This window comes from Rhizobium sp. SYY.PMSO (genome assembly GCF_046840415.1).
Taxonomy (GTDB): domain Bacteria; phylum Pseudomonadota; class Alphaproteobacteria; order Rhizobiales; family Rhizobiaceae; genus Rhizobium.
The window spans coordinates 822,879-848,795 of the sequence record NZ_CP177350.1; the positions used below are offsets into that span (position 1 = coordinate 822,879).

A 25,917-nucleotide genomic window follows, 5' to 3' on the forward strand; every position below is an offset into this window, starting at 1 on the left:
CGAATGTCCTATGAGCTCTATTACTGGGATGGTATCCAGGGGCGTGGCGAATTCGTCCGGCTGGCGTTGGAGGAGGCCGATGCCGCCTATGTCGATGTCTGCCGCGGCCCGGTCGGCAAGGGGCAGGGAACGCCCGCGATGATGGCCATCATGGACGGAAAATCGGACTTCAACATGCCCTTCGCTCCGCCGTTTCTGAAGGACGGCAGTCTGATCATTCCGCATGTGGCGAATATCCTGATGTATTTGGGGCCGACGCTCGGACTGGCTCCAAAGGAGGAAGGCCAACGTCATGTCCTGAACGGCCTGCAACTGACGATCACCGATCTCGTCGCCGAGGTTCACGACACCCACCATCCCATCGCCACATCGAAATATTACAAGGATCAGAAGGAAGAGGCCAAAGCCCGCGCGGCCGAGTTCGTCGAAAACCGCATCCCGAAATTCCTCGGCTACTTCGAGCGCGTCCTCCAGCAGAATCCGCACGGGCCAGCCCATATCTTCGGGGACGGATTGACTTATGTCGACCTTTCGCTGTTCCAGGTCTACGAAGGATTGCGCTATGCCTTTCCGCGCGCCACCGCCCATCTGGACCGCCGCTATCCGCATCTGACCGCGCTGCATGCCGCCGTCATGAAACGACCCAATATTGCCCGCTATCTTCGATCCGATCGCCGCATTCCCTTCAATGAGGACGGCATTTTCCGGCATTACCCGGAACTGGATAGAGATATGGCGTGAGCGATGCTGCTGGATCTGTTCATCCCTGCATGCTGGATCATCTGGGCGATGATCTGGTTTTTTGCCTCATTGGGCGTCAAGAAAAGCGTGCGGCAGGAGGAGCCGCTGTCGAGGCTCGGCAATACCATCCCGATCTGGATCGGCGCCATCCTTCTGGCGGTCCGCCCCTCCTGGCTGGGCCCTCTGGGGCTTCGCATCGTCCCGCATGACCTGATCTCTTATGGGATCGGCGCGGCTTTGACGGTGGCCGGTCTCCTCTTCGCCATCTGGGCGCGATATCATCTTGGTCGCAACTGGAGCGGCGTGATTACGCTGAAGGAGGATCATGCGCTCATCCGGTCCGGTCCCTATGCGCTTGTCCGGCATCCGATCTATTCCGGGCTGATGCTCGCCATTATCGGCTCGGCGATTGCGCGGGGCAATATCGCCGCGGCCCTTGCGATCGTTGCCATGCTCTATGCCGTGCTGCGGCGTGTGCGTATCGAGGAAAGCTGGATGAGCGAGACATTCGGCAGCGACTATGCCGACTACAAGGCGAGCACGCCGGCGCTGATCCCGTTCCTCGTGTAGCAACAAGGTGTAGCGTCAGGTTTTCAGCGGCGATGCTGCCTTGAAGAAGTCGGCCCAGGGATCGGCGCTGGCCTTGAGACGAGAGGCGGCGTTTCCGACGGAGAAAGAAGCCGGTCCGATCTTGCCATCCAACTCTTCCCAGCCGACCGGCATCGAAACCGGTGCTCCTTTTCTGGCGCGCGACGAATAAGGCGCAACGGCGGTATTGCCGCGACCATTGCGCAGGTAATCGACGAAGATGTGGCCCGGCCGCTTCGCCTTGCTGGCAACCGACAAATATGTCTCCGGACTATCGGCGCTCATGGCATGGGCGACGGCTTCGGCCGCATCCTTCACTTGCGACCAGTTCGCCTGCGGCTTCAGCGAGGCAACGACATGCAGGCCCTTGCCGCCGGATGTCTTGACGAAGGAGATCAGTCCCTGCCTTGAAAGCCGGTCCCTTATTTCCCTTGCCGCGGTGACGACCTTGCTCCAGGCGACATCTTCGCCGGGATCGAGGTCCATGATGAGCATGTCGGGCATTTCCCAATGATCCGTGGTCGTGCCCCAGGGATGAATTTCGAGCGCCGCCGATTGGACAAGAGCGGCAAGACCGTCAAAATCCTCGATCTTCAGGAATTTCGCGGCATCCTTGTCTTCCGGGTCGGCAATTTCCTCGATGTGCGGATTGATGCCTTTCCAGGCATGTTTCTGGAAAAAGCGCGGCCCATCGATGCCGTCGGGGCAGCGCAGTAGGGCGAGGGGGCGATTGGCGACGAAGGGTTTCATTCGCTCCCAGGCCAAGGCGTAGTAATCGAGAAGGTCCTGCTTGCTGACCTTGTCGTCGGGCCAGTAGATCCGGTCCGGATGCGTCAGTTCCACGGACGTTTCGATACCATCGTGAATGGGCGTCTTTGCCATCTTGCATGCGCTCCATCTTTTGCGACGTGAAAGCCGCCGCGCCGGGCAGATTAGCATTGCCCGGCGCATAAAGTCGATCAGCGGCCGTATTTCACGGCATCAACTGGCCGCCATTGACCTCGATGATCTGACCGGTGATATAGCCGGACAGCGTCGGAGAGGCGAGGAACAGGTAGGCGCCGACGCAATCTTCCGGCGTGCCGACAAAACCCATGGGGATCGTTTTGCGTTGCAGTTCCATTTGCTCGTCGTTGGTATAGCGCTCATGGAACGGCGTCGCGATGACGCCCGGAGCGACCGCATTGACGCGGATCTTGTCGTTGACGAATTCCTTGGCGTGGCCGTGGGTAATGGTCGAGACGAACCCCTTGGAGGCCGCATAGAGGATCGCGCCGTTGCCGCCGCCGTTGCGCGCGGCGATCGAGGTGGTGTTGATGACGAAGCCGCCCTGCCGCCTGAGATAGGGATGGGCCGCGCGGGTTGCCGCGAGTACGGAGCGGGCATTGAGGTTCATCACCCGCTCGTAATGCTCATCCGTCATGTCGGCGGTGGGAAGACGGCCCAGCATGCCGCCGGCGTTGTTCACCAGACCATCGAGGCCGCCCAGAGCTTCGGCTGCGTCGCGGACGACGCGCTCGGTCTCGCCGTCCTGCGAGACGTCGCCCTGAAGGAGATGGACCGTACCTCCGCCGGCCTTGATCTCCGCCGCCAACTTTTCGGCCGGCTCGCGGCTCGCATTGAAGTGCAGGCCGATCTTCATGCCCTGCGCCGCAAAGGCGCGCGCGACGGCGGCGCCGATGCCGGTCGAGGCGCCTGTTATCAGCACACGCTTTCCGGCCAGATCGGGGATGCGAATGGACGCAAGCGATTGCGCGAGTTCTGCCATGACGACTCCTCCTGAATGTCAACCAATCATATGACGAAATATGTCTTGTCTTAGCAGGCTCTGGAATGGAAAGGCAATCAGGGCGGCGCGGATAAATGGACGCGGTTTTCCCCGCAAACGCCGGTCGATGCCAAGACGTCTCGCGCATTTCCGGCGCTCGTCCGCGAACGAAAGGCCCGCTCCTCTATCGAAAGACACATTGTTGAGGGACCTCGAATGTGCGACCATACGGGTGGGGGGAGCGATCCATGGTGTCGACATTGTCGCACATTAAGGAGATCGAGCGTGTCGCCATGGGGGCCACCAGCCCTCGCGATGCGCCTGTCGTGCAGTCTTGGCTGCGGTGTCTCAACGACTACAGGCTGGACCCTGCCGCCGCGCAGGAAGCTTATATCGTGCCGGAGGTCAAGCTTCGCGAGCATCGAGAGCAGGCGGAGGAATTGATCCGCATCGGCCGTTCGGGGCTTGAGCGGCTCTTCAGCCAGGTCGTCGAGCAGAATTACGTGCTGCTCCTGTCCGATGCCCGCGGCGTGACCGTGGATTTCATGGGCGATCCGACCTTCGACAACCAGTTGCGCAAGGCGGGGCTTTATCTTGGTTCGGAATGGTCGGAGAACCGGGCGGGAACCTGCGCCGTCGGCGCCTGCATCGTCTCGGGCGAGCCGGTCATCATCCATCAGGACGACCATTTCGACACCAGCCATATAGGGTTGACCTGCACGGCAGCGCCGATCTTCGATACGCTCGGCGATCTGACGGCGGTGCTCGATATCTCGCAGCTTCGCTCGCCGACGGCAAAGGCCAGTCAGCAGCTTGCCGCACATCTTGTCGCATCGACCGCCCGCCGCATCGAGCTTGCCAACCTGATGACGCGCACGCGCAACGACTGGGTATTGCGGCTGGCGCGCTCGCCCGAATTTCTCGATGTCGATCCGGACGCGGCGATCGCGCTCGACGGCAGCGGCCGCATTACCGGCATGACGCATGGCGGCTTCGGGGCACTGGCCCGCGCGATGAACATGCACGGGATCGTGACCCGCCGGTTCATCGGTCAGCCGATCGACAGCTTCTTCGATATCGAGCTCGACGATCTTCCCCTTTTGATGCGGGGACAACCGAACGGCGACAGGCTTCTCAAGGCGAAGAGCGGTCTGGCCGTCTTTGCCAGCGCCATCGCGCCGGCTGCGGGCTTTCGTCGCGTGCCGAGCGCTGACGTTGCGAAAATTCGCAGCCCCTTCAAGGATCTCAGCTTCGGCGATCCGGCCATGGAGCGCCTGCAGGCGCGAGCCGCCAAACTCGCCGGACGGGGCATTCCGATCCTGATCCAGGGGGAAACGGGCAGCGGCAAGGAATATCTGGCGCGCGCGATCCACGACAGCGGCGACGCCGCCGGAAAATTCGTTGCGGTCAATTGCGCCGCGATCCCCGAGCAGCTGATGGAATCGGAATTGTTCGGCTATGCCCCCGGCGCCTTTACCGGCGCCAACCAGAAAGGCAAGCGCGGCCTTATCGAAGAGGCCGACGGCGGCACCTTGTTCCTCGATGAAATCGGCGACATGCCGCTTGCGCTGCAAAGCCGGCTGCTGCGCGTCCTTTCGGAAAACGAGGTCCTGCCCGTCGGGGCATTGAAGGCGCGGCCGGTGCATCTGCGCCTCCTGTCGGCCTCGCATCGGGATCTGGCGGAACTGGTCGCGCTCGGGCAATTCCGGCAGGATCTTTATTATCGGCTGAATGCCGTCACCCTGGCGCTGCCGCCATTGCGCGCGCGGCAGGATCTTTCGGCCATGATCGACCATCTTTTGCAGCGCATCGGTCGGGACAATGGACACTTCTATCGGCTGGATGCATCTGCCCGCGCGGCTCTGCTGCGCCATGGCTGGCCAGGGAATATCCGCGAACTCTCCAATGCGTTGCGTGTCGCCGCCGCGCTTTCGGAAAGCGGCGTCATCACCATGGAGTGCCTGCCGGAAACGCTCTGCGATGACGAGGCACTGCGAAGCGGCGAGCCTGCGGCCGATCTCCGCAGGGCGCTCGACGAATGCGGCAACAACGTTTCGGCGCTTGCCCGCAAGCTCGGCGTCAATCGCTCCACGATCCATCGCCGGCTGAAGCGCCTCAACTGACGCATTCATTGCAACACCTGTTGCGGCAAGAGTGTTGCATGTTCGCGGCCTGGGCCTCGGGCCGAAATGCAAGCTTTTGAAAAATCGGCATTTCCTGTTCTGCCGCGATCTGGCATGCCGCTTGCTGTCTTCTCGTTGCAAGAGCAAACGAGGAGGAAACAGGAATGAAAGCTCTCCGCTTCCATGCCGCCAAGGATTTGCGTGTCGAGGATATTCCACAACCGGCCGAACCAGGCCCCGGTCAGGTGCTGATCAAAAATCGCTTTTGCGGCATTTGCGGCACCGATCTGCATGAATATGCCTATGGCCCGATCTTCGTGCCGAAGGAGCCGCATCCCTTTACCAAGGCGCATGGGCGGCAGGTTCTCGGCCACGAATTCGGCGGGGTGGTGAAGGCCGTAGGCGAGGGTGTCAGCCATGTGAAGGTCGGCGATCGCGTCTCGGTTCAGCCGCTCATCATGCCGCGTGAGGGTGACTATTATGCCGACCGCGGCTTGTTTCACTTGAGTTCGCAGCTCGCGCTGGCCGGCCTGTCGTGGCAGTCGGGCGGCATGGCGGAGGCGGCGCTGCTCAACGATTACAACGTGCAGCCTATCCCCGAGAGCCTGAGCGACGAGGAAGCCGCTCTCATCGAGCCAACCGCCGTCGCCGTCTATGCCTGCGACAGGGCAGGTGTGACGGCAGGCAACAGCGTGCTCATCACCGGGGCAGGGCCGATCGGCATCCTGACGGCGATGGCGGCGCGCGCGGCCGGCGCGACGCAGATCTTCATGTCCGATCTCAACGACACGCGGCTGGCGCTCGCAAGAGAAGCGCTCAAGGACGTTCGAACCATAAATCCGCGATCGGCGAACGTCGGAGAGGTCATCCGCAGCGAGACGGAAGGTGGTGTCGGTTGCGATATCGCCATCGAGTGCGTCGGCAACGAGCACGCCCTGAAGAATTGCGCCGATGCCGTGCGCAAGCAGGGCGTCGTCGTCCAGACCGGGTTGCATCCCCATGAGAACCCGCTGAACTGGTTCGACGTCACCTTCAAGGATATCGATATCCGCGGCTCCTGGGCCTATCCGACCCATTACTGGCCGCGTGTCGCCAGACTGATTGCCAGCGGCCAGATTCCGGCCCTGCGGATCGTCACCAAGTTCGTGTCGCTCGGCGACGCCGTTACCGGAGGCTTCGACCAGCTGCTCGATCCCGCCGGCAAGCACCTCAAGATATTGATCGATCTGTCGCGATAACCGCCGACCCATGGAGCGGTCGAGGAGCCGCTCCGAAAATCTTCAAAGAGCAGGAGGAGATGAAATGCTCGATAAAACCCCGACCACCCGTATTCAGGCACTTCTCGATAAATTCAGCGACGCGCTTGCCGCCGGCCACATCGACGGGGCCGTGTCCATGTTTGCGGAGGAATGCTACTGGCGCGATCTCGTCGCCTTTACCTGGAACATCAAGACGGTCGAAGGGCGCGATCAGGTCCGCGACATGCTGCAGGCCCAGCTTGCCGGCACGAAGCCATCCAACTTCCGCGTCGCAGCCGGCGAGGAGGCGACGGAGGCGGATGGCGTGCTCGAGAGCTGGATCTCGTTCGAAACCGGCGTCGGCCGCGGCTATGGCCTCATCCGCTTCAAGAACGGTCTGATCTGGACCCTGCTGACAGCCCTGGTCGAATTGAAGGGACATGAGGAAAAGGCCGGCTTCACGCGGCCGCTCGGTGCCAAGCATGGCCAGAATATGGGCGCCAAGACATGGAAGGAGGAGCGTGAGGACGAAGCCCGCACGCTCGGCTACGAAAAGCAGCCTTATGTCGTCATCATCGGCGGCGGGCAGGGCGGCATCGCCCTCGGCGCGAGGCTGCGCCAGCTCGGCGTTTCCACCATTATCCTCGAAAAGAACGACAGGCCGGGCGATTCCTGGCGCAAACGCTACAAGTCGCTCTGCCTGCACGATCCCGTCTGGTACGATCACCTGCCTTACATCGACTTCCCGAAGAATTGGCCCGTCTTCGCACCGAAGGACAAGATCGGCGACTGGCTGGAATTCTATACGAAGGTCATGGAGCTGAACTACTGGACCCGGTCCACGGCCAAGTCGGCAAAATGGGACGAGTCGGCAAAGGAATGGACCGTTGTGGTCGATCGCGATGGCGAGGAGGTCACTCTCCGGCCGAAGCAGCTCGTCTTCGCCACCGGCATGTCCGGCAAGGCCAACATTCCCGATTTCAAGGGTCGTGAGAATTTCAAGGGAGAGCAGCACCATTCCTCCCAGCATCCTGGGCCGGATGGCTACAAGGGAAAGAAGGTGGTGGTCATCGGCTCGAACAACTCGGCTCACGATATCTGCGCCGCTCTGTATGAGGCCGGTGTGGATGTGACGATGATCCAGCGGTCGACCACGCATATCGTGCGGTCCAATACGCTGATGGATATCGGGCTCGGTGCGCTCTATTCGGAGCAGGCGCTGGCAAACGGCGTGACCACGGCAAAGGCCGACCTGATCTTTGCCTCGCTGCCATACAGGATCATGCACGAGTTCCAGATTCCGCTGTATAACCAGATGCGCGAACGCGACGCCGATTTTTATGCGGCTTTGGAAAAAGCCGGCTTCCAATTGGATTGGGGCGCGGACGGTTCCGGCCTGTTCATGAAATATCTGCGGCGCGGTTCGGGCTATTATATCGACATCGGCGCCTCCCAGCTCATCATCGATGGCAAGGTCAAGCTCGCGGCAGGTCAGGTTGCCGAGATCACGGAAAATTCCGTGAAGCTCGACAACGGGAAGGAGATTCCGGCGGATGTCATCGTCTATGCCACGGGCTATGGTTCGATGAATGGCTGGGTCGCCGACCTGATCGACCAGGAGACGGCCGACAAGGTCGGCAAGGTTTGGGGATTGGGCTCCGATACACCCAAGGACCCCGGCCCCTGGGAAGGCGAACAGCGCAATATGTGGAAGCCGACGCAGCAGGAAGCATTGTGGTTCCACGGCGGCAATCTGCATCAGTCGCGGCACTATTCCCAGTATCTTTCCCTGCAATTGAAGGCGCGGATGGAAGGTATTCCGACGCCCGTCTATGGCTTGCAGGCCGTTCATCACAAACGGTAGAGGATTTCAGGATTCTTTCATAACCTTTTGAAACCACCGCGATTTCGATCGATGCTCGAATTAAGGTATCGGTTGAGGTCGCGGTGAAAACGCTCGGCAACGATCGGTGAAACGGTCGATACGATCTGGCGTGGCGACGCTGCGGCGGATAATGAAGATGTCAGGGGAGTCGAGCGCTTGGGCCTCTTTACGATGAAGCCATGGCGACTGCGGCTTTCAACAACAGAGAGAGACCGAGCATATCATGAGCAAGAACAAGCTGATCCGTTTCGATGTCGCCGACAACCAGGCCGGCGGCCAGCGCCGCCCCTTTGCCAAGGCTGTCAGGGCCGGCGATTTTGTTTATGTCTCTGGCCAGGTCCCGACCATCAACGGCGAGATCGTCACCGGCAATATCGTGGCGCAGACCGAACAGGTCATCGCCAATATCAAGGATGTTCTTGCCCTTGCCGATTGCACGCTCGAGCATGTGGTGAAGGTCAATGTCTGGCTGGACGATGCGCGCGATTTTTCGAGCTTCAATGCAGTGTTCGAAAAGCATTTCATCGATCACCCGCCGGCGCGTTCGACCGTCCAGTCACCAATGATGGTCGATGTGAAGGTCGAGATGGACGTGGTTGCCTATAAGCCGCTCGACTGAGCGGGCGCATCGGTTGGCCGTTTCCGGTCCGCCTGAAGCTCAAGGTTCCGATGCCGCCATGGGCCGGCATCGGGCCTATTTCTAACAATCGCTCTTACGCTTTTTTCCCACTATCATCAGTCGGCGCAGGCGCCTCGCCGCTTTGTTTCCGTCATTGCGGACGGCCTGCGTGGACGGGGCACTCATCCGCTTCCCAATCCGGCCGCGGCAGGCTCCCGCGTGCCCGATTCCCTCTTCTTCAAATGCGAAAACCATCCTTGTTGATTTCCAATCAGCGATTGACGAGTCTCGAAACTCACGATTAAATCAATTTGATTGACTACTCGAAAACAACGAGAGGGAACGATAAAATGGGAACGAAGAAAAGAACATTGCGCGATCTCTTCCATCGAACGTCCTGGGCGGCAGCGGCCCTGGGCGCTTCGCTGGCTCTCGGCTCCGGCATTGCGTCGGCGGCCGAGGCCATTCTGACGATGCATATCGAGGAACAGACCAGCTGGGTCAGCAACTTCAATCCTTTCGATCTGGCTGGTCGCCGCCAGAGCACGATGGATTTCATTTATGAGCCACTGGTCATCTTCAACGCCAGTGATGGCGGCAAGCCGGTCTGGCGTCTGGCGACGAACTACAAGTTTTCCGACGATCTTTTGTCGATTACCTATGATCTCCGTCCCGGTGTGAAGTGGTCCGATGGACAGCCGCTGACCTCGGCCGACGTGAAGTACACGATCGACCTGATGCTGAAAAATCCGGCCGTCGATACGGTCGGTGTCGGCCAGACGGTCGCCTCCGTCGAAGCGCCGACGCCGACACAGGTGAAGATCAACCTCAAGGCCGTAAATTCCGAATTCCCGGAATCGCTCGCCGATCTCGCCGTCGTGCCCGAGCACATCTGGAAGGACGTTGCCGATCCGGTCGCCTTCAAGAACGAAAAGCCTGTCGGCTCCGGTCCGATGACCGAGGTGCGCCGCTTCACGCCGCAGGTCTACGAGCAGTGCCGCAATCCGAACTACTGGGATGCCGCATCGCTGCATGTCGATTGCCTGCGCCTGCCGCAGATTTCGGGCAACGACCAGATGCTGGCGCTGCTGCCGGAAGGCACTGTCGACTGGATCGGCTCGTTCCTGCCGCAGATCGACAAAACCTTCGTCGCGCTCGACCCCGAGCACAACGGATATTGGCAGCCGCCGGCGGAAACCGTGGCCTTCCAGATGAACTTCAAGTCTTCGAATGCCGGCAATCTCGAAGCGTTCAAGGATCTCAATTTCCGCCACGCCTTCAGCCTGGCAATGGATCGCAAGTCGATGGTCGATATCGCCGGCTTCGGCTATCCGGTCGTCAACCTGCATGCCAGCGGCCTGCCGCCGCGCTTTGAAAGCTGGAGTAACAAGGCTGCCGAAGGCGACAAGGACGCCTTCATGGGATTCGATACCGACAAGGCGAACAAGATCCTCGATGATGCCGGCTACAAGAAGGGTGCCGATGGCTTCCGCACCACGCCGAGCGGCAAGCCGATCACCTTCGCCATCATCGTGCCGAACGGCTGGACCGACTGGATCGATGCCGTGCAGATCGCCGTCGAAGGGCTGCGCGCGTCCGGCATCAATGCATCGGTCGCAACGCCGGAATACGAGCAGTGGCGCAAGCAGCTTCTCGATGGCAGCTTCGATGTCGTCATGAACTCGCGCGCCGACAGCGCCACACCATTCCAGGGCTACTATCAGAGCCTGTCGACGGCTTATGCCGGCAAACTCACGGTCTCAGCGCCGCGCTATTCCAACCCGAAGCTCGACGCGCTTTTCGACCAATATCTGAAATCGTCTTCCGATGACGAACACAGGAAGATCTTCAACGATATTCAGGTGCTCATCGCCGACGATTTCCCGGTCGTGCCGGTCTTCAACGGTCCGACCTGGTATCAGTACTCCAGCAAGCGGTTTACCGGCTGGGTCACGGATAAAGATCCGGTGATGAACCCGGAAAACCACGACAACAACCGCATGCGTCTCATGCATCTGCTGCGCCTGAAGCCGGTCCAATAGGCCACAGCGAAGGAAGCAGAGATGCGTGTTTCAAGCCGGCGCCTCGGCGTCTATGCGGTGGCCCTGGCCTTCGCGATCGTCGTGAACTTCATTCTTCCCCGGCTTATGCCGGGGAGCCCCGTCGACGCCATGGTCGCCCAGCTGGGGCCGCGGGCCACACCCGCGGCCGTGGAGGCGATCAAGGCCCGTTTCGGCGAGATCGATCAGCCGATCGCGATGCAATTCCTCGACTATCTCAAAGGGCTCGCCACCTTCGATCTGGGCGTTTCGGTCAAATATTATCCTCAGACGGTGGTCCAGGTGTTGAGCCGCGCCACACTGTGGACCGTCTTCCTGGTCGTCACCGCGATCATCTTTTCGCTGTGCGTCGGCGTCGTGCTCGGCGCGATTGCAGCCTGGAGGCGCGGCGGGCGGTTCGACACGATCGTATCGCCCTTTGCCGTGATCCTGTTCTCGATACCGCCCGTCATCGTCGCGCTCACGACCTTGTTCGTCTTTGCGGTATCGCTGCGCTGGTTTCCGGTGGGATATGCCTATGACCCCAATCTCGATCCGGGCTTCAACTTCACCTTCTTCGGCAGCGTGTTCATGCATGCGATCCTGCCGGTGCTGACCCTGTCTCCGTTTCTGATCGGCGAATTCCAGACGACGATGCGATCGTCGATGATCGTCGTGCTAGGAGAGGATTACGTGACGATGGGGCGTGCCAAGGGGCTCAGCAACCTTGCCGTCATGTTCGGCTACGGCGCTCGTAACGCGCTGCTGCCGGTCCTCACCAATCTGGCGCTGATGCTTGGCGCCGTGTTCGGCGGCTCGATCGTCACGGAGATCGTTTTCAACTATCCGGGTCTTGGCCTGACGCTGTTTACCGCCAGCGTGGCGCGCGACTATCCCGTCATCCAGGGCCAGTTGCTGCTGATGACGCTGGCGACCCTTGGCGCCAATTTCCTCGTCGACATCATCTACGGCCTCGTCGATCCGCGATTGAGGGAGGCCGGTCGATGAGTTTTTCGCTTCGATCCATCTTCAGTCAGAAGAAGGCGCTCGTCGGCTTCGTCATCGTCGCCGCCCTGTGCCTGATGGCGATCTTCGCGCCGATCATCGCTCCGGGCGAACCCGGCGCCCGCGTGGGACGCTCGCATCAGCCGCCATCCGTCGAGCACGTTTTCGGCACCACCAAGATGGGCCGTGACGTCTATAAGCAATTCGTTTGGGGGGCGAGGAGCTCGCTTTCCGTCGGTTTTGCCACGGGCATCGCGATCACCGTGATCGGCACGGCCATCGGCCTGATCGCCGGTTATGCCGGCGGCAAAACCGACGCCGCGCTCGATCTGGCCACCAACGCCGTGCTGGTCATCCCGAACATGCCGTTGCTCATCCTGCTTGCCTCCTTCGCGGGCACGGTTGGGCCGATGACGATCATGACCATCATTGCCTTGACGTCCTGGCCGTGGGGCGCGCGCATGACGCGGTCGCAGACGATGGCGCTGCGCAACCGCGATTTCGTCACCGCCGCCAAGATGATCGGCGAGCCGGCCTGGCGCATCATCTTCGTCGAGATCCTGCCGAACCTGACGCCGCTCATCGGCATCAATCTGGTCGGCAGCATCATCTACGCGATCGTCGCCCAGACCACGCTTGAATATCTCGGCTTTGGCGATCCGCTGAAGGTCACTTGGGGCACCATGCTCTACAACGCCCAGAATGCCTCGGCCATCATGGTCGGCGCCTGGTGGGATATCGGCGTGCCGGCCATCGGCATCGCGCTGACGGGCCTTGGACTGGCGCTGATCAACTTCACCTTCGACGAAATTGCCAATCCGCAATTGCGTTCCGGCCCGGCCTTGACCCGCTGGTTCCGCCTGACACGCGCCCGCAATCGGATGATGAGGTCAGGCCAATGAGCGACAACCTGCTTGAGATCGAACACCTCAACATTGATTATCTGCTCGATAAGGGCGATTTCCGGGCAGTGAAGGACGTGTCCTTCAATATCGGCCGCGGTGAAATCTTCGGTCTTGCCGGCGAATCCGGCTGTGGCAAGAGCACGATCGCCTATGCGATCACGCGGCTTTCCAAGGCTCCGGCCTGGATCAGCGGCGGAAGCATCCGCCTGGATGGCAAGGATCTGCTGAAAATGCCGGAAAGCGAGTTGCAGAGGATCCGCTGGAAGCGCATCGGCATGGTGTTCCAGAGCGCCATGAATTCGCTCAATCCGCTGATGCGGGTGGAGGCGCAGTTTCACGATGTCCTGCATCGCCATACCGGATGCTCGCGTCAGGAATCGCGAGCGCGTGCCGAAGAGATGTTCAAGCTGGTGGGCATCCCCCCGCACCGCGTTAGCGACTATCCGCATCAGTTTTCCGGCGGCATGCGCCAGCGCATCGTCATTGCCATCTGCCTGGCGCTGCGTCCCGAACTCATCATCATGGACGAGCCGACGACGGCTCTCGATGTCGTCGTGCAGCGGGAGATCCTGGAGCAGGTGCTCGACCTGCAGCAGACCTACGGCTTCTCGGTGCTCTTCATCACCCACGACCTGCATCTGATGGCGCAGCTTTGCCACCGCATCGGCATCATGCTGAAGGGAGAGCTGGTCGAGGTCGGCGATGTCGCCCAGGTCAGCCAGTCGCCCGTTCATGATTACACGCGCAAGCTCTGGAACGCCATCCCGCAGCTTCCGGCCAGCACTCACCCTTCCGGAGTTTTCGCATGAAACCGCAGATACAGGCTGTGACTGCAGAACCCGTCATCCGGCTGGATGATATCCAACGCCACTTCGGCACAGTGCATGCCTTGAAGAGCGTCTCCTTCTCCCTCTTTGCAGGAAAGGCGCTGGCATTGGTCGGCGAATCCGGCTGCGGCAAGACGACATGCGCCCGCATCATCGCCAGACTTGACAAACCGACGGCCGGAAGGCTCCTTTTTCGCGGCCAAGATCGTACGGCACGCGGTTCGGGCAGGGAAGAGCGGATGTATCGCAAGGACGTCCAGATGGTCTTTCAGGACCCGTTCTCCTCGCTCAACCCGGCCTTCACCATCAATCACCACATCGCCCGGCCGCTGCAGCTGCATGGGCAGGACAAGCCGAAAGCCGAGCGGGACGATGACATATCGAAGCTGCTCGAAAGCGTCGGGCTCGATCCTTCGGTGACGCGCCAGAAGTTTCCGCATGAACTGTCCGGCGGCCAGCGGCAGCGCGTCAACATCGCGCGTGCTCTCGCGGTCGCACCGAGCGTGCTGGTCGCGGACGAGCCGACCTCGATGCTCGATGTGTCGATCCGCAAGGACATTCTCGATCTGCTGGCGCGGGTAAAACGGGAAAACGATCTCGCCATGCTCTACATTACCCATGATATCGCGACGGCCGCCCATGTCGCGGAGGAGATCGTGGTGATGTTCGCCGGACAGATGGTCGAATGGGGTGAGAGCACTGCCGTCCTCGCCGGTCCGAAGCATCCCTACACGCAGCTTTTGCTGTCGGCGGTGCCGGATGGCGGCCGCAGGTTCGTGACCGGTGGCAGCGCCCGCTTCCTCGAGCAGGCGGAGAGGATCCGCTCGCTCAGCCGGCCGGTCTCGACCAAGGTCGAGCAGGTCGGCCCCAATCATTTCGTGCGTGCGCTCGTCGCATCGAACTAGAAGGATTCTTGTCTTGGATTACCTCGTCAATCTATCGACCCTGCCGGCAGACACGCAGTCACCCGAACGAATGGCGAAGGCCGGCGTTACCGTCCGGCGTGCGCTGCCGCCCGAGCTGAGGCTCATCACCGGCTGGGTGGCTGAACATTTCAGCCAGGGCTGGGCAAGCGAGACGACGGTGGCGATGACCCGCCAACCGCCGACCTGCTTCATCGCCACGCGCAACCGGGAGCTTGTCGGCTTTGCCTGCCATGAGGCGACGGCGCGCGGCTTCTTCGGCCCGACCGGCGTCGACGAAAGCGTGCGCGGTCTCGGCATCGGCCGTGCGCTGCTCTTTGCCTGCCTCAACGATCAGAAGGCGATGGGTTACGCCTATACCGTCATCGGCGATGTCGGCCCCTCGGAATTCTACGAGAAGACGGTAGGCGCCATAATGATTCCCAATTCCGCGCCCGGCATTTATGCCGGCATGCTCAAGCTTTGAACGATCCCTTCAGGAAGAGAGAATGCTCATGTCCACACCGCGATCCCTGGCTCTGCGGCTTGAAACCACTTGGAACCCGCCAGCCGACGGCAAGGAATTTTCCTATGTCCTGCGGTTGAAGAACCTGTCCCCGGAGGCGCTTTCGGGCTTTTCGCTCTGTGTCAGTGGCCCCGGCCGCGTCGACCCGGCCGGTATCGTCGAGGGTGCGACGGTCACGAAGCGGTTGTCCAACTTTACGGAATTCCAGCCGCCGGAAAGTTTCGTGCTGGCAGGAGGAGAGACCTGGACCATCACGGTTCATGCCCTGAGCTGGCCGTTCCGGCACTGGACCGACGGCGCCACCAGCGCCTATCTTGCGCTTCCCGATGGAACCGCCGTATCGCTCGCCGCTGAACCGACGCGCACGTCGTCGAGCAACGCGCCGCTGAAGCGCGGCGCCGAGATTTATCCAGTGCCGGCCCACCCGCCTGTGCCGCTATCGATCATTCCATGGCCGAACCATGTCGCGGTTTCCTCGCGGCGGCCGTTGCCGGCTGGCTTTGCGCTGAAAGCGAGCACGCCGGAAGCTCAGGCCGCGGCTGAAAGTTTCACCGCTCTCGTCGAGCATCTCTTCGCTGCCGAGGGCCTCGTGCGTCCGGAAGCCGAGGGCGCCGTGCCGGTAGAGCTGCGGCCTGCCGCGGGCCTTGGCCCGGAAGCCTACAGGCTGGCCTTCTCGCCGCAGGCGATCGCGGTCGAGGCAAGCACGCAGACCGGTTTTGTCTATGGCCTCGTGACCCTCGGCCAGATCTGGCGCGGCGCGCGGCTGCATCCACAGGCTTTCCATTTCCCGGCCGCAGGCGAGATCGCCGACGAGCCATCCATGAGCTGGCGCGGCCTGCATCTCGATGTCTCCCGCCAGTTCTACGGCACGGCCGAAATCAAGAAACTGATGGCGGTGCTTGCCTGGAACAAGCTCAACCGCTTCCATTGGCACCTGTCGGACGACGAGTCCTGGCGTGTCGAGATCGATGCCTATCCGGCGTTGACGGAGATCGGCGCATGGCGCGGCCACGGCCTGCCGCTACCGCCGCTTCTCGGCTCCAGCCCCGCGCGCACCGGCGGTTATTATACCAAGGCGGCGGTGCGCGAGATCGTCGCCTATGCCAAGGGCTTCGGCATCGAGATCCTGCCCGAGATCGATATGCCCGGCCATTGCTATGCCATGCAGCAGGCGATCCCCGAGCTTCGCGATCCGAACGAAGTCGGCAGCTACTATTCGGTTCAGGGCTTTCCGGACAACTGCATCAACCCGGCGCGGGAAAAGACCTATGAGGTGGTCGAGACCATCCTCTCCGAATTGATCGAGCTCTTCCCGTTCAAGACGATCCATATCGGTGCCGATGAAGTGCCGCTCGGCGCCTGGTCGGGATCGCCGGAAGCCTTGGCCCGCCTGCGCGCGCTGGCCGGAGACGAAGTTGCCGATGCCCATGCCAAGCGCCTGAACGTCATCACCAATACGCATGGGGCCGACGATATTCACGGCTCCGGCGCAGCCATCCTGCAGGCCGAATTCCTGGAGCGCGTCCAGGCGTTCCTCGCTTCGAAGGGCTGCGTGACCGGCGGCTGGGAAGAGGCGGCGCATGGCGACAGGATCGACAAGGACAAGAGTTATCTCTGCAGCTGGCGCAATGTCGAAGTGGCGGCCGAACTTGCCGGACGAGGCTACGAGATCGTCGTCTGCCCCGGTCAGGTCTATTATCTCGACATGGCGATGCGGCCCGACTGGGACGAGCCGGGCGGCAGCTGGGCGGGTTATTCCGATGCCGAGAAGATCTATACCTTCGATCCCGTCGGCGGCTGGACGGAGGAGCAGAAGGAAAAGCTTCGCGGCATCCAGGCCTGCATCTGGTCGGAGCCGATGACCGACCGCGCGGTTTTCGACAGGCTGGTCTTCCCGCGTCTCTCCGCGCTCGCCGAAACCGGCTGGACGAAGCCTTCGGCAAAATCCTGGGAGCGATTCAAGGCACTGGCCGGCACGATGCCGCTGCTTTACGGCCTGCATCAATTCTGACAGCCATGATGCATGGCCCTCAGGCGCGGCCCATGCCGGTCGCGTCTGAGGGCCATTGGTGACATGCAGTTGGGACTGATTGCGGGACCCGCACCGTTACACGCCGCCATGATGCGTCAGCGGTTTCTGCAGCACGTCGAACTGCGGGTTCGTTTCCGAAAAGATGGGAAGGGCTGCCGCGCCAAGGATGGCGGTGTCCTTGCCGGTGGCGCCGATCATCAGGCGCGGGATCGTTCGCTTTTCGCTCGGATTTACCGGTATGTGGAGCGGCTCGACACGTTCGGCCAGCCGGGTCATCAAGGATGTCGGCGCGCTGCCGCCAAGAACGATCGTCTGCGGATCGAACGCAAGCTCCAGAAAATCGATCGTCTGCCGCAGCGGCTGCACGGCCTGTTCCAGCCAGACTTCCAGGCCACGGCCATTTGCGGCGATCATCGCATCCAGTTCGTCGGGATCGAGTTCCTGGGCATCCTCGATGCCGAGACATTCGTAGGCGACGGATGGCGATACGTAGCGGTCGAGACAGCCACGTTTGCCGCAGCTGCAGAGCCGGCCGTGCGGCTCGACGATGATGTGACCGATTTCGCCGGCATTGGCGCGGCTGCCCTTGTAGAGATGGCCGTCGAGGAACATGCCGGCACCGATGCCGCCGTCACCCGCCAGGAAAAGATAGACGAAGCTTCCGAGACCGCGGGCGACGCCGTGGAGCCGTTCGCCGATCGCCGCTGCCGTCGCGTCGTTTTCCACCAGTATGGGCAGGTCGACAAGCCGTTCCAGCTCGCTTGCGACCGGGAAATCCTGCCAGCCCGGCAGGTTGAGCGGGCTGAGCGACGTCACGCCGCCATCGGCATAGCGCCCGGGCAAGGCGATGCCGGCCCCGAGCAGCCTGTCGCGATCGAAGGAGAAGGCCAGCTGCAGATCTCTGACGATCGCGGCAAAGATCGGCATCGCCTCAGCCGGTCCCGGCCGGTCGACATGGCGTTCGATACGCGCGCAAACTGCGCCGGACAGGTCTGTGAGCACGCCCGCCGCACGCCGACGACCCAGCTCGAGGCCGATGGAATAGGCCCCCGTCGGATTGAGGGTATAGGGAATGATCGGCTGGCCGCGCGCGATCTTCTGCGCTTCCATTGGCATCAGCAGATGCGAACGCGCCAATTCCTCCACGATGTTCGAAACCGTCTGTGTGGTCAGCGCCGTCATGCGGGCAATGGCTGCGCGCGACATCGGTCCGTTGGTGCGGATGGCCTCGATCACGACACGCCGGTTATGCGACTTGGCCTGTTCGAGATTCGTGCCGGAAATTATCTTCATGAGATGATTGGGAATTTCTGTATCGGCGTTCGATTGCTGTTGTCTGCCACGTTTTGCCGCTGCGTGACGGGGAGGGCGGCCGCTTGCCGTTATTTGCCCCCATCGGGCATTTTCCATTCTTTTGCCGATCCGTTCAAGGCGCGATCGGCCGGCGGGGCAACGGTTGCGGGATAATACAGAGGCTTTTTTCTCTTTCCCGGATGATCACAGCCGATCTTTCCCGCGGTCGTCACTGCACCGGAGCTCGATGTCTTCATGTCTCTCATCGGGGACATATCCGGCAAACGATGACATTGCCGCAAACTCCTTGCTCTCAGCCCCATTTTCATCACGACCTTTCGCTCCGCAGGGCGCGGGGATGCGTGGGCAACCGGGAGGTAAGTAAGGCCCGGTTAACCATGGCCGGCTCTTGCAGGAGGGGTAAGCGGCGGCGGCAAGGCTGCATCTCGCAGCTATTGTCCCTTGAAAATCAATTGGAAAGCTCAAGTTCCCAAAGTCGTTTCATTGGCTTTTGAATCATAATATGTATGGGACTCCTCACATAGAATATGTATAGTGAGATTGGAATCGGCTTCGGCCGATCCGCATCCCTGCCGGTCGCCCCGCGCTGGATGATTGCGATGGCGGCCGGTGGCGTTTCTTACGTTCGACCGAAGATAGCCTGTATCATCTTGCCAATCGGGAGCCCCCAGTGTCTGAACTCTGTCCCAAGCGCCTGTCCCGGCGCCATTTCCTTTCCTCCGTTGCCCTGACCGTTTTTGCCGGAAGCGCCGGTCCCGTATTGGCGCGATCGTATATCGGCGGCAACCTTCCCTGGACGTCCTATGCGGCCGATCCGCCGAGGCAGGTGACGGCCGGCGGCTGGAAGTTCTTCACTGAGCAGGAGGCGCGCGCGATCGAGGCGATCGCGGATCGGATGATTCCGGCCGACAATCTCAGCATCGGCGGCAAGGAAGCCGGCTGCGCCGTTTATCTCGATCGCCAGTTGGCGGGAGCCTACGGCAATTCCAGCCGGCTCTATACGCAGGGGCCCTTCCTGCCCGGCTTGCCGACGCAGGGCTATCAGGGCGCGGATAATCCGATGCAAATCTACCGCAAGGGTCTGGCCGCCATCGACGCATATCTGAAGCAGAACAAGGGCGGGAAGGCCTTTGCCGACCTTCCGCCCGAGGAGCAGGACGGCTTCCTTACGGATCTGGAGGCCGGCAAGGTCAAGCTCGACAACAATGTCGACGGCAAGGCGCTGTTCAATACCATTCTCGGCAGCATCATGGAGGGATTTTTTGCCGATCCGGTCTACGGCGGCAACAAGGACATGGCTTCATGGAAGATGATCGGTTTTCCCGGCGCGCGCTACGACTATCGCGATCACGTCAGCAAATTCAATGAGCCCTATCCATACCCGCCGATCTCCATAGCAAGCCAGCCGTTCTGGGCGGAAAAGTAGGAGGCCAGCCATGACAAAAATCCTTCCTCGTAAAGATGTCGTCATCATCGGTCTCGGTTGGACCGGTTCCATTCTTGCTCATGAGCTTACCGAACAGGGACTGGATGTTCTTGCCATCGAACGCGGTCCCTGGCGGGACACGGCGACCGATTTCAACATCGGCTATGTGCAGGACGAACTGCGCTACGGCATCCGCCGCGATCTCTTCCTTCAGCCGCGCGTCGAGGCAATGACGATGCGCAACACTCTATCGCAGACGGCGTTGCCGATGCGCGACTACGGCTCCTTCCTGCCCGGAAACGGTGTCGGCGGAGCGGGCGTGCACTGGAACGGCCATACCTGGCGCTTCTGGGACAGTGACTTCCGCATCAAGTCGCATCTGGCCGAACGCTATGGCGCATCGAAGTTCGACGGCCTGCAGGTGCAGGACTGGGGCGTGACCGGCGAGGAGATGGAGCCCTTCTACGATAAATTCGAATATCTGGCCGGCATTTCCGGCAAGGCCGGAAACATCAAGGGACAGATCCAGGACGGCGGCAATCCTTTCGAGGATTCGCGGGCGCGTGACTATCCTCTGCCGCCGATGCAGATGAGTTATGCACCGACGCTTTTCGCGGAGGCGGCGCGCAAGCTCGGCTATCATCCCTTCCCGACGCCGTCCGCGAACCTTTCGAAGGCCTATGTCAATCCGCTCGGCATCGCGATGGGCGAATGCACGCTCTGTGGCTTCTGCGAACGGTTCGGCTGTGCGAACTATTCCAAGGCCAGCGCCCAGACGACGATCCTGCCCGTGCTGATGAAGAAGAAGAATTTCGAGCTGCGTACCGACAGCGAGGTGCTGCGCATCGATCTCGACGGCTCCGGCAAGATGGCCAAGGGCGTCACTTATGTCGATACCTCCGACGAGGAATTCTTCCAGCCTGCGGATATGGTGCTGCTATGTGCCTATGGCCTTCACAACGTGCGCCTTCTGCTGCTGTCCGGCATCGGCAAGGCCTATGATCCCAAAAGCGGCGAAGGCGCTGTCGGGCGAAACTATTGTTATCAGACGAATGCCGGCATGCAGGTTTTCTTCGACGACAAGAACTTCAACCCTTTCATCGCATCCGGAGCGCTCGGCCAGACGGTCGACGATTTCAACGGGGATGCCTTCGATCACGGGTCCGTCGATTTCGTCGGCGGTGCCGGCATCAATTGCATTCCCACCAACGGCAGGCCGATTGCGATGCGCCCGGTTCCGCCCGGCACGCCGCGCTGGGGATCGAAATGGAAGGCGGCAACGGCCCAGGCCTACAAGAGCACGATGACCTACAGTTCGCAGGGATCCAGCTATCCGACGCAGGGCAACTACCTCGATCTCGATCCCACCTACAAGGACCGGTTCGGAAGGCCGCTGCTGCGCATAACCTTCGATTTCCCAGATAACGATCTGAAGATGTCGAACTATGTTTCCGATCGCATGGAGGATATCGCCAAGGCGCTGGGCGGGCGTCAATACAGCAGTGCCCGTCGCAAGAAGGGGTGGGATTCCGTTCCCTATCAGAGCACGCACAATACCGGTGGTGCGATCATGGGTGCCGATCCGAAGACCAGCGTCGTCAATCGCTATCTGCAGAACTGGGATGTGCCGAACCTGTTCGTCGTCGGCGCTTCCGCATTCGCGCACAATGCCGGCAAGAATCCGACGGGGACGGTCGGTGCCCTGGCCTTCGTAGCGGCGGACGCGATCCGCAACAAGTATCTCCGCAACCCCGGCGCTCCCCTGGTGTCAGCATGATGAAGAAGCTCTCCATTCTGATCGCATTCGGCGCTTTGTCGGTATCCGCCAACGCCGCTCTTGCAGATTCCACCGATCTTGCGGATCGTGTCATCAATGGCCGCTATCAGGCGGTGCTGGGCGACTGTGCAGCCTGTCATACCAAGCAGGGCGGCCAGCCCTTTGCCGGCGGCGAGCCGCTGGAGACGCCCTTCGGCGCTCTCGTGCCGCCGAACATCACGCCGGACAAGGAAACCGGCATCGGCAACTGGAGCGAGGCCGATTTCATCCGCATGATGAAGACCGGCACGGGTCATGACGGTATCCGGCTTTATCCGGCCATGCCTTATCCGGCCTACAGCAAGATGTCCGACAGGGATTTGTCGGACATGTGGGCTTATCTGACCACGCTGCAGCCCGTGAAGAACAAGGTCGTCGCCAACCAGCTTCCTTTCCCGCTCAATATCCGCCTGTCGATGTGGGGATGGAACCTGCTGAATTTCGATCCCGAGCCTTTCGTGCCGGATGAGAAGCAGACGGCCGAGTGGAATCGCGGCGCCTATCTGGTGCAGGGGCCGGGCCATTGCGCGACATGCCATTCGCCCAAGTCCTTCCTCGGGGCCGACAAGGACTCTCAATTCCTGCAGGGCGCTTCGCTGCAGGGCTGGTACGCTCCCAACATCACCGGCGATCCGCATGTCGGTATCGGCGCCTGGAGCGAGGAGGACATCGTCGCCTACCTGAAGACGGGTTCCACGGATAAGACGATCGCCTCCGGGCCGATGGCGGAGGCGATCGCGCAATCGACCTCCCAGATGAAGGATGCCGACCTGAAGGCGATTGCTGTCTACCTGAAAAGCCTCTCTGCGGGTACGGCCGACAAGCCGACGCCGCTGAAGGCGGATGATGGGCGGATGGTCGCGGGCGGCGCAATCTATCACGACACCTGCTCCGCCTGCCATGGCGCCGACGGCAAGGGCGCCATGCCATTGTTCCCGGCGCTTGCGGGCAACAGCCTCATTCAGCAACCGAGCGCGGAAACCCTCGCCCATGTCGTGCTGGCGGGAAGCCAGGGGGTCTACACCCCGTCCAGGCAGACGACGCCGGCCATGCCGTCATTCGCCTGGCGGCTCAATGACCAGCAGGTCAGCGACGTGCTGACCTACGTCCGCAACAGCTGGGGCAATGCGGCAGCACCGGTCAGTGCAAGCGACGTCCGAGATATTCGGGGAGGCGCCCAGAACTAGAGCAATTCCAGGAAAAGTGCGCAGCGGTTTTCCGTTCGGAATTGCGTAAAAACAAAAGGAGAGAGCGCTTTCGCGATCAGAAGAAAAGCGGAGGCACTCTGGCTCCGGAAGCAAAGTTACGGGCAGGAATTGCGCCAGGGAGCGCGATCCCTGCCCGTCGTGCATCGGATATTATTCTTCGCCATAGGTGCCCCGAAGGGTCACGCCGTCGGCAAAATTGCACACGCCGGACTGAGACACCCGCCATGTCTTTGCGTCGATACGATCGAGGGCGATCCTGCACGAGTCTCTGGAGAGCTGGATGTGTCCATTCCTCAGCGGGGCGACACCGTCCATGCCGTCGGCATTGACATCGCCGGCGTCCGCGCCGCCCGGGCCGACATAGGTCGAGGCGAGCGAAACCGCAACGAGTCCATCGACCGGCCCGAAAATCGCAAGATTGCCTTCATTGCCTCCGGCGCCCTTCGACATGAAATTCTTCGACGCGCTCCTGCCGCCCTTGGTCGCCAGGAGAACGCCGATCTGGTCGTCATAGGCCTGCCGGATGCAAGCCGCATCGCCGCAGGCCTGTACCGTCGCGACCCATCGCCGCTGGCGGTCGCGGATTCTGGCCGCATCGTCCTGCTTCAGGGCGGCGGCATAGAGATCCTTCATCATCGCATCCCGCGCAAGAAGGGATTTGTCCCGGCAAATCATGCGATCGCCTGAGGAGGCCGGCTTTGTGCAATCGATGCCGGCGGCTCCGGCGGGCATTGCAAACAGGCCGATGATGATTAGCGCCAGAGCGGATCTCGAATTCCTCATGGGATACCTCCAATGAAAGAACGCAAGGGGCAAAACACCTTCAGTTGGCGGCTTTTCCTTGGGTTCGGTTGCGGTTTGATCGACATTTTCGCCGATCGGCTAAATCTCTTCCCTCCGCAGGACGGATTTGTCCTTCGGTCTTGAACCATTCTCCAATTCGTAACCTGATGCCCATTCGTGGCTTCGGTCACAGAGTGGCGTTCGGCTCCCGGTTTCCCATTCTCCATTAGGAGCGCAGCCCAGTCCTACCGGGCTCGCTAAACACCCATCAGGACAACCGGGATATCGTCGACGCGCCTTCCGCGGTGCTGGTGCCGCGTGGCTCGTAAGCGCGCTGGTCACGCAGGACCTGGAAGGCGATCGTCAAAAGCTTGCGCGCGACGGCAACCCGCGCTTTGTTGGTACCTCTAATCTTCAGGTGTTCGTATTGGCCGCGCAGCTGTGGATCGGTAGCGATGGCAGGGGCGACCGCCTCGACGAAGGCCCAGCGCAGCCACTTGTTGCCCTGTTTGATGATCTTGCCGTGGAAAGTCTTACCGCCGGAGGAATAGGTCGACGGCACCAGACCAGCATAGGCAGCAAGTTTCTTCGGGTTGCGGAACCGCTTAATGTCGTCGATCTCGGCATCAATCAGTCGGGCGAAGAACTCGCCGATGCCGGGGATCGTCTTCAACAACTTCACATTGACATTGGCTTTGGTCATCGCCCGGATCGTTGCTTCCGACTGTTTGATCCGCCCATCGATGTCGTCGATGAAGGCGAGACCACGATCAATCTGGATGCGATCGATTTCTGAGACGTTCACCTGCGCCAGTTGGGCGCGGCCGGCCTTGCCGAACAGATCACCAAGCATCTTCAGCTGTGCCGTCTGTTCGGGATAGCGATCGAACACCGTGACGATGCGGTTCTTCACCATCGTGCGCAGCCGCACGTAAAACATCCGCTCGCGAAGGGCGACGCGAAGCTCGCGCGATTTCTCGCTCGGTGCCCAGGCTTCCGGCACGAGGTCGGCCCGCAGCAAATGCGCCAGCACCGTCGCGTCGATCTTGTCCGTCTTGATCTTGGCGTCGGCAATGGCCTTGACCTTCAGCGGGTGGGCGAGAACGACATCATCACAAATGTCGTCGAGCCAGTCGTATATCACCATCCAGTTACGCGTCGCCTCGACAACCGCATGCGAGTTCTCGCGGTAGCGTTCCAGAAAGCCACCCAGCGACTGACGATCGTTCTTCACCCGGCCAGAGCGCAGCGTCTTGCCGCCCGAATCCTGCACCACGAGGTGGCTGTAGGATTTGTGGTAGTCGACGCCGATATGGTATTCATAGGACGCAGTCATGCTTCCAACTCCCGTGTTGAGATCTCCAAAACCCCAACAGGATAAGCCGAAAGGCTGGAAGCGTGACTGTCCCTCGATCATCACCTGCATCTCAGTGATCCGTTCTCTCTCCGGGCGCGGCCTCTTTCATGCCACCTCCATTCTCCGATATCCGAGCTAACTATGCCTGGTTGCAGCTTCGTAAAGGCCATGCAGGCGCGTCAGGCAGCGCGATAAAATCGCGCCGGCATTTGAAGATCGCCCGCACCTCCCTAGTTTTGGCTGTTCGAGCCCATGGAGAACGACGGGGAGGCCGTGTGGAAGGTGAAACGCAACTGTCGGGCAGGATAACATTCCTGATTGTCGGCACCCTGCTTCTTGCCGTCACCATCGGCATGGGGCTTTTGGCTATTCATCTTTACCGAACCTATGCGAGCGCGACCGCCATGGCCGCATGCACGGTCTTTTCCTGGGCGTTCGGCAGCATGCTCATATCGGCGATGCTCGTGATGCTGACTTCGGCAAAGACGGCGAAAGGCAAGATTCGTACGAGGAAGGGGCAGGTCACGATCAGGCTCGGCAACAGATCGACAGGTTCCAGCAGCCACATCACAGGCAGCGGAGCCGAAGCCGAAGGCGAGGCGGGAACGCGCATCACGAGCGTCCTTCCCTCGCTTTTCCTGATCGTATCCTCAATGGGGCTGGCGTTGTTCGGGCTTTTCCTTTTCGGACGTCATAGGCTCGATCTGATCGGGTCCGGATTGTTTATCGCTGCGACATTCTACATCGCGAACTGGAGCAGGCTGGCATGGCCGCGGAAATAGGTGCGCCGGTTGTGCTGACATCATGATCGCGGC

General features: G+C 61.1%; 22 protein-coding genes. 17 read left to right on the forward strand and 5 right to left on the reverse strand.

The window, feature by feature from the left end:
* The first annotated feature begins 3 nt into the window (after positions 1-3).
* Together ACJJVH_RS22220 and ACJJVH_RS22225 are read left to right on the forward strand one after the other, a co-directional pair.
* The gene (locus ACJJVH_RS22220) at positions 4-741 is read left to right on the forward strand and encodes a glutathione S-transferase (RefSeq protein ID WP_113434708.1); all 738 of its coding nucleotides are present in this window, start codon (positions 4-6) and stop codon (positions 739-741) included.
* 3 nt (positions 742-744) lie between these two features.
* Positions 745-1,311, forward strand: a complete 567-nt coding sequence (locus ACJJVH_RS22225; protein WP_412066146.1) for a methyltransferase family protein — start codon at positions 745-747, stop codon at positions 1,309-1,311.
* 15 nt (positions 1,312-1,326) lie between these two features.
* On the opposite strand, the gene ligD is transcribed toward ACJJVH_RS22225, so the two are convergent.
* Both ligD and ACJJVH_RS22235 read right to left on the reverse strand, forming a co-directional pair.
* Positions 1,327-2,211, reverse strand: a complete 885-nt coding sequence (ligD, locus tag ACJJVH_RS22230; RefSeq protein ID WP_412066147.1) for a non-homologous end-joining DNA ligase — start codon at positions 2,209-2,211, stop codon at positions 1,327-1,329.
* A gap of 91 nt (positions 2,212-2,302) precedes the next feature.
* A complete protein-coding gene (locus tag ACJJVH_RS22235; RefSeq protein WP_113356921.1) occupies positions 2,303-3,097 on the reverse strand; it encodes an SDR family oxidoreductase in 795 nt (264 codons plus the stop codon).
* Positions 3,098-3,345: 248 nt separating this feature from the next.
* On the opposite strand from ACJJVH_RS22235, the gene ACJJVH_RS22240 reads away from it, so the two are divergent.
* From ACJJVH_RS22240 to ACJJVH_RS22290, 11 genes are all read left to right on the forward strand, one after another.
* A complete protein-coding gene (locus tag ACJJVH_RS22240) occupies positions 3,346-5,220 on the forward strand; it encodes a sigma-54-dependent Fis family transcriptional regulator (protein ID WP_412066148.1) in 1,875 nt (624 codons plus the stop codon).
* 164 nt (positions 5,221-5,384) lie between these two features.
* Entirely contained in the window at positions 5,385-6,458 is a 1,074-nt protein-coding gene (locus tag ACJJVH_RS22245; protein WP_412066149.1) for a 2,3-butanediol dehydrogenase, read from the forward strand.
* Positions 6,459-6,522: 64 nt separating this feature from the next.
* Positions 6,523-8,322, forward strand: a complete 1,800-nt coding sequence (locus tag ACJJVH_RS22250; RefSeq protein ID WP_412066150.1) for an NAD(P)-binding domain-containing protein — start codon at positions 6,523-6,525, stop codon at positions 8,320-8,322.
* Between the two features lie 244 nt (positions 8,323-8,566).
* Entirely contained in the window at positions 8,567-8,962 is a 396-nt protein-coding gene (locus ACJJVH_RS22255) for a RidA family protein (protein WP_112799692.1), read from the forward strand.
* A gap of 350 nt (positions 8,963-9,312) precedes the next feature.
* Entirely contained in the window at positions 9,313-11,004 is a 1,692-nt protein-coding gene (locus ACJJVH_RS22260) for an ABC transporter substrate-binding protein (RefSeq protein WP_412066151.1), read from the forward strand.
* Positions 11,005-11,025: 21 nt separating this feature from the next.
* Complete coding sequence (locus ACJJVH_RS22265; RefSeq protein ID WP_112799697.1) at positions 11,026-12,009, forward strand: ABC transporter permease; 984 nt, start codon at positions 11,026-11,028, stop codon at positions 12,007-12,009.
* The gene (locus ACJJVH_RS22270) at positions 12,006-12,908 is read left to right on the forward strand and encodes an ABC transporter permease (RefSeq protein ID WP_113356915.1); all 903 of its coding nucleotides are present in this window, start codon (positions 12,006-12,008) and stop codon (positions 12,906-12,908) included. The genes ACJJVH_RS22265 and ACJJVH_RS22270 overlap by 4 nt, the downstream gene beginning before the upstream one ends.
* Positions 12,905-13,720, forward strand: coding sequence for an ABC transporter ATP-binding protein (locus tag ACJJVH_RS22275; protein WP_412066152.1), 816 nt, complete (start codon positions 12,905-12,907; stop codon positions 13,718-13,720). The genes ACJJVH_RS22270 and ACJJVH_RS22275 overlap by 4 nt, the downstream gene beginning before the upstream one ends.
* Complete coding sequence (locus ACJJVH_RS22280; protein WP_412066153.1) at positions 13,717-14,643, forward strand: ABC transporter ATP-binding protein; 927 nt, start codon at positions 13,717-13,719, stop codon at positions 14,641-14,643. Before ACJJVH_RS22275 ends, ACJJVH_RS22280 begins: the two co-directional genes overlap by 4 nt.
* 13 nt (positions 14,644-14,656) lie before the next feature.
* Complete coding sequence (locus ACJJVH_RS22285; RefSeq protein ID WP_412066154.1) at positions 14,657-15,127, forward strand: GNAT family N-acetyltransferase; 471 nt, start codon at positions 14,657-14,659, stop codon at positions 15,125-15,127.
* A gap of 22 nt (positions 15,128-15,149) precedes the next feature.
* Positions 15,150-17,177 carry a beta-N-acetylhexosaminidase gene (locus ACJJVH_RS22290; RefSeq protein ID WP_412066155.1) on the forward strand — a complete coding sequence of 676 codons (2,028 nt, stop codon included), beginning with the start codon at positions 15,150-15,152 and terminating at the stop codon, positions 17,175-17,177.
* 96 nt (positions 17,178-17,273) lie between these two features.
* Here ACJJVH_RS22290 and ACJJVH_RS22295 read toward each other — a convergent pair whose 3' ends face one another.
* Positions 17,274-18,491 carry an ROK family transcriptional regulator gene (locus ACJJVH_RS22295; protein WP_412066156.1) on the reverse strand — a complete coding sequence of 406 codons (1,218 nt, stop codon included), beginning with the start codon at positions 18,489-18,491 and terminating at the stop codon, positions 17,274-17,276.
* Positions 18,492-19,182: 691 nt separating this feature from the next.
* On the opposite strand from ACJJVH_RS22295, the gene ACJJVH_RS22300 reads away from it, so the two are divergent.
* The 3 genes from ACJJVH_RS22300 to ACJJVH_RS22310 are packed head-to-tail and all read left to right on the forward strand — an operon-like array spanning position 19,183 to position 22,941.
* A complete protein-coding gene (locus ACJJVH_RS22300; protein ID WP_412066157.1) occupies positions 19,183-19,938 on the forward strand; it encodes a gluconate 2-dehydrogenase subunit 3 family protein in 756 nt (251 codons plus the stop codon).
* Between the two features lie 10 nt (positions 19,939-19,948).
* The gene (locus ACJJVH_RS22305) at positions 19,949-21,715 is read left to right on the forward strand and encodes a GMC family oxidoreductase (RefSeq protein WP_113356910.1); all 1,767 of its coding nucleotides are present in this window, start codon (positions 19,949-19,951) and stop codon (positions 21,713-21,715) included.
* On the forward strand, positions 21,715-22,941 hold the full coding sequence (locus ACJJVH_RS22310) for a cytochrome c (protein ID WP_113503034.1): 1,227 nt from the start codon (positions 21,715-21,717) through the stop codon (positions 22,939-22,941). The genes ACJJVH_RS22305 and ACJJVH_RS22310 overlap by 1 nt, the downstream gene beginning before the upstream one ends.
* Positions 22,942-23,112: 171 nt before the next feature.
* Here the strand turns inward: ACJJVH_RS22310 and ACJJVH_RS22315 are convergent, their stop codons facing one another.
* A complete protein-coding gene (locus tag ACJJVH_RS22315) occupies positions 23,113-23,745 on the reverse strand; it encodes a hypothetical protein (protein WP_113502858.1) in 633 nt (210 codons plus the stop codon).
* A 268-nt stretch (positions 23,746-24,013) separates the two neighbouring features.
* Positions 24,014-25,081, reverse strand: coding sequence for an IS110 family transposase (locus ACJJVH_RS22320; protein ID WP_113393995.1), 1,068 nt, complete (start codon positions 25,079-25,081; stop codon positions 24,014-24,016).
* Between the two features lie 296 nt (positions 25,082-25,377).
* On the opposite strand from ACJJVH_RS22320, the gene ACJJVH_RS22325 reads away from it, so the two are divergent.
* Positions 25,378-25,884: a hypothetical protein gene (locus tag ACJJVH_RS22325; RefSeq protein ID WP_113356908.1), complete on the forward strand. Its 507-nt coding sequence runs from the start codon at positions 25,378-25,380 to the stop codon at positions 25,882-25,884.
* The last annotated feature ends 33 nt before the right edge of the window (positions 25,885-25,917 follow it).

Coding starts and splice junctions, on each gene's coding strand:
- ACJJVH_RS22220 (WP_113434708.1), top strand. CDS start 4: ATGTCCTATGAGCTCTATTACTGGGATGGTATCCAGGGGCGTGGCGAA.
- ACJJVH_RS22225 (WP_412066146.1), top strand. CDS start 745: ATGCTGCTGGATCTGTTCATCCCTGCATGCTGGATCATCTGGGCGATG.
- ligD (WP_412066147.1), bottom strand. CDS start 2,211: ATGGCAAAGACGCCCATTCACGATGGTATCGAAACGTCCGTGGAACTG.
- ACJJVH_RS22235 (WP_113356921.1), bottom strand. CDS start 3,097: ATGGCAGAACTCGCGCAATCGCTTGCGTCCATTCGCATCCCCGATCTG.
- ACJJVH_RS22240 (WP_412066148.1), top strand. CDS start 3,346: ATGGTGTCGACATTGTCGCACATTAAGGAGATCGAGCGTGTCGCCATG.
- ACJJVH_RS22245 (WP_412066149.1), top strand. CDS start 5,385: ATGAAAGCTCTCCGCTTCCATGCCGCCAAGGATTTGCGTGTCGAGGAT.
- ACJJVH_RS22250 (WP_412066150.1), top strand. CDS start 6,523: ATGCTCGATAAAACCCCGACCACCCGTATTCAGGCACTTCTCGATAAA.
- ACJJVH_RS22255 (WP_112799692.1), top strand. CDS start 8,567: ATGAGCAAGAACAAGCTGATCCGTTTCGATGTCGCCGACAACCAGGCC.
- ACJJVH_RS22260 (WP_412066151.1), top strand. CDS start 9,313: ATGGGAACGAAGAAAAGAACATTGCGCGATCTCTTCCATCGAACGTCC.
- ACJJVH_RS22265 (WP_112799697.1), top strand. CDS start 11,026: ATGCGTGTTTCAAGCCGGCGCCTCGGCGTCTATGCGGTGGCCCTGGCC.
- ACJJVH_RS22270 (WP_113356915.1), top strand. CDS start 12,006: ATGAGTTTTTCGCTTCGATCCATCTTCAGTCAGAAGAAGGCGCTCGTC.
- ACJJVH_RS22275 (WP_412066152.1), top strand. CDS start 12,905: ATGAGCGACAACCTGCTTGAGATCGAACACCTCAACATTGATTATCTG.
- ACJJVH_RS22280 (WP_412066153.1), top strand. CDS start 13,717: ATGAAACCGCAGATACAGGCTGTGACTGCAGAACCCGTCATCCGGCTG.
- ACJJVH_RS22290 (WP_412066155.1), top strand. CDS start 15,150: ATGCTCATGTCCACACCGCGATCCCTGGCTCTGCGGCTTGAAACCACT.
- ACJJVH_RS22295 (WP_412066156.1), bottom strand. CDS start 18,491: ATGAAGATAATTTCCGGCACGAATCTCGAACAGGCCAAGTCGCATAAC.
- ACJJVH_RS22305 (WP_113356910.1), top strand. CDS start 19,949: ATGACAAAAATCCTTCCTCGTAAAGATGTCGTCATCATCGGTCTCGGT.
- ACJJVH_RS22310 (WP_113503034.1), top strand. CDS start 21,715: ATGAAGAAGCTCTCCATTCTGATCGCATTCGGCGCTTTGTCGGTATCC.
- ACJJVH_RS22315 (WP_113502858.1), bottom strand. CDS start 23,745: ATGAGGAATTCGAGATCCGCTCTGGCGCTAATCATCATCGGCCTGTTT.
- ACJJVH_RS22320 (WP_113393995.1), bottom strand. CDS start 25,081: ATGACTGCGTCCTATGAATACCATATCGGCGTCGACTACCACAAATCC.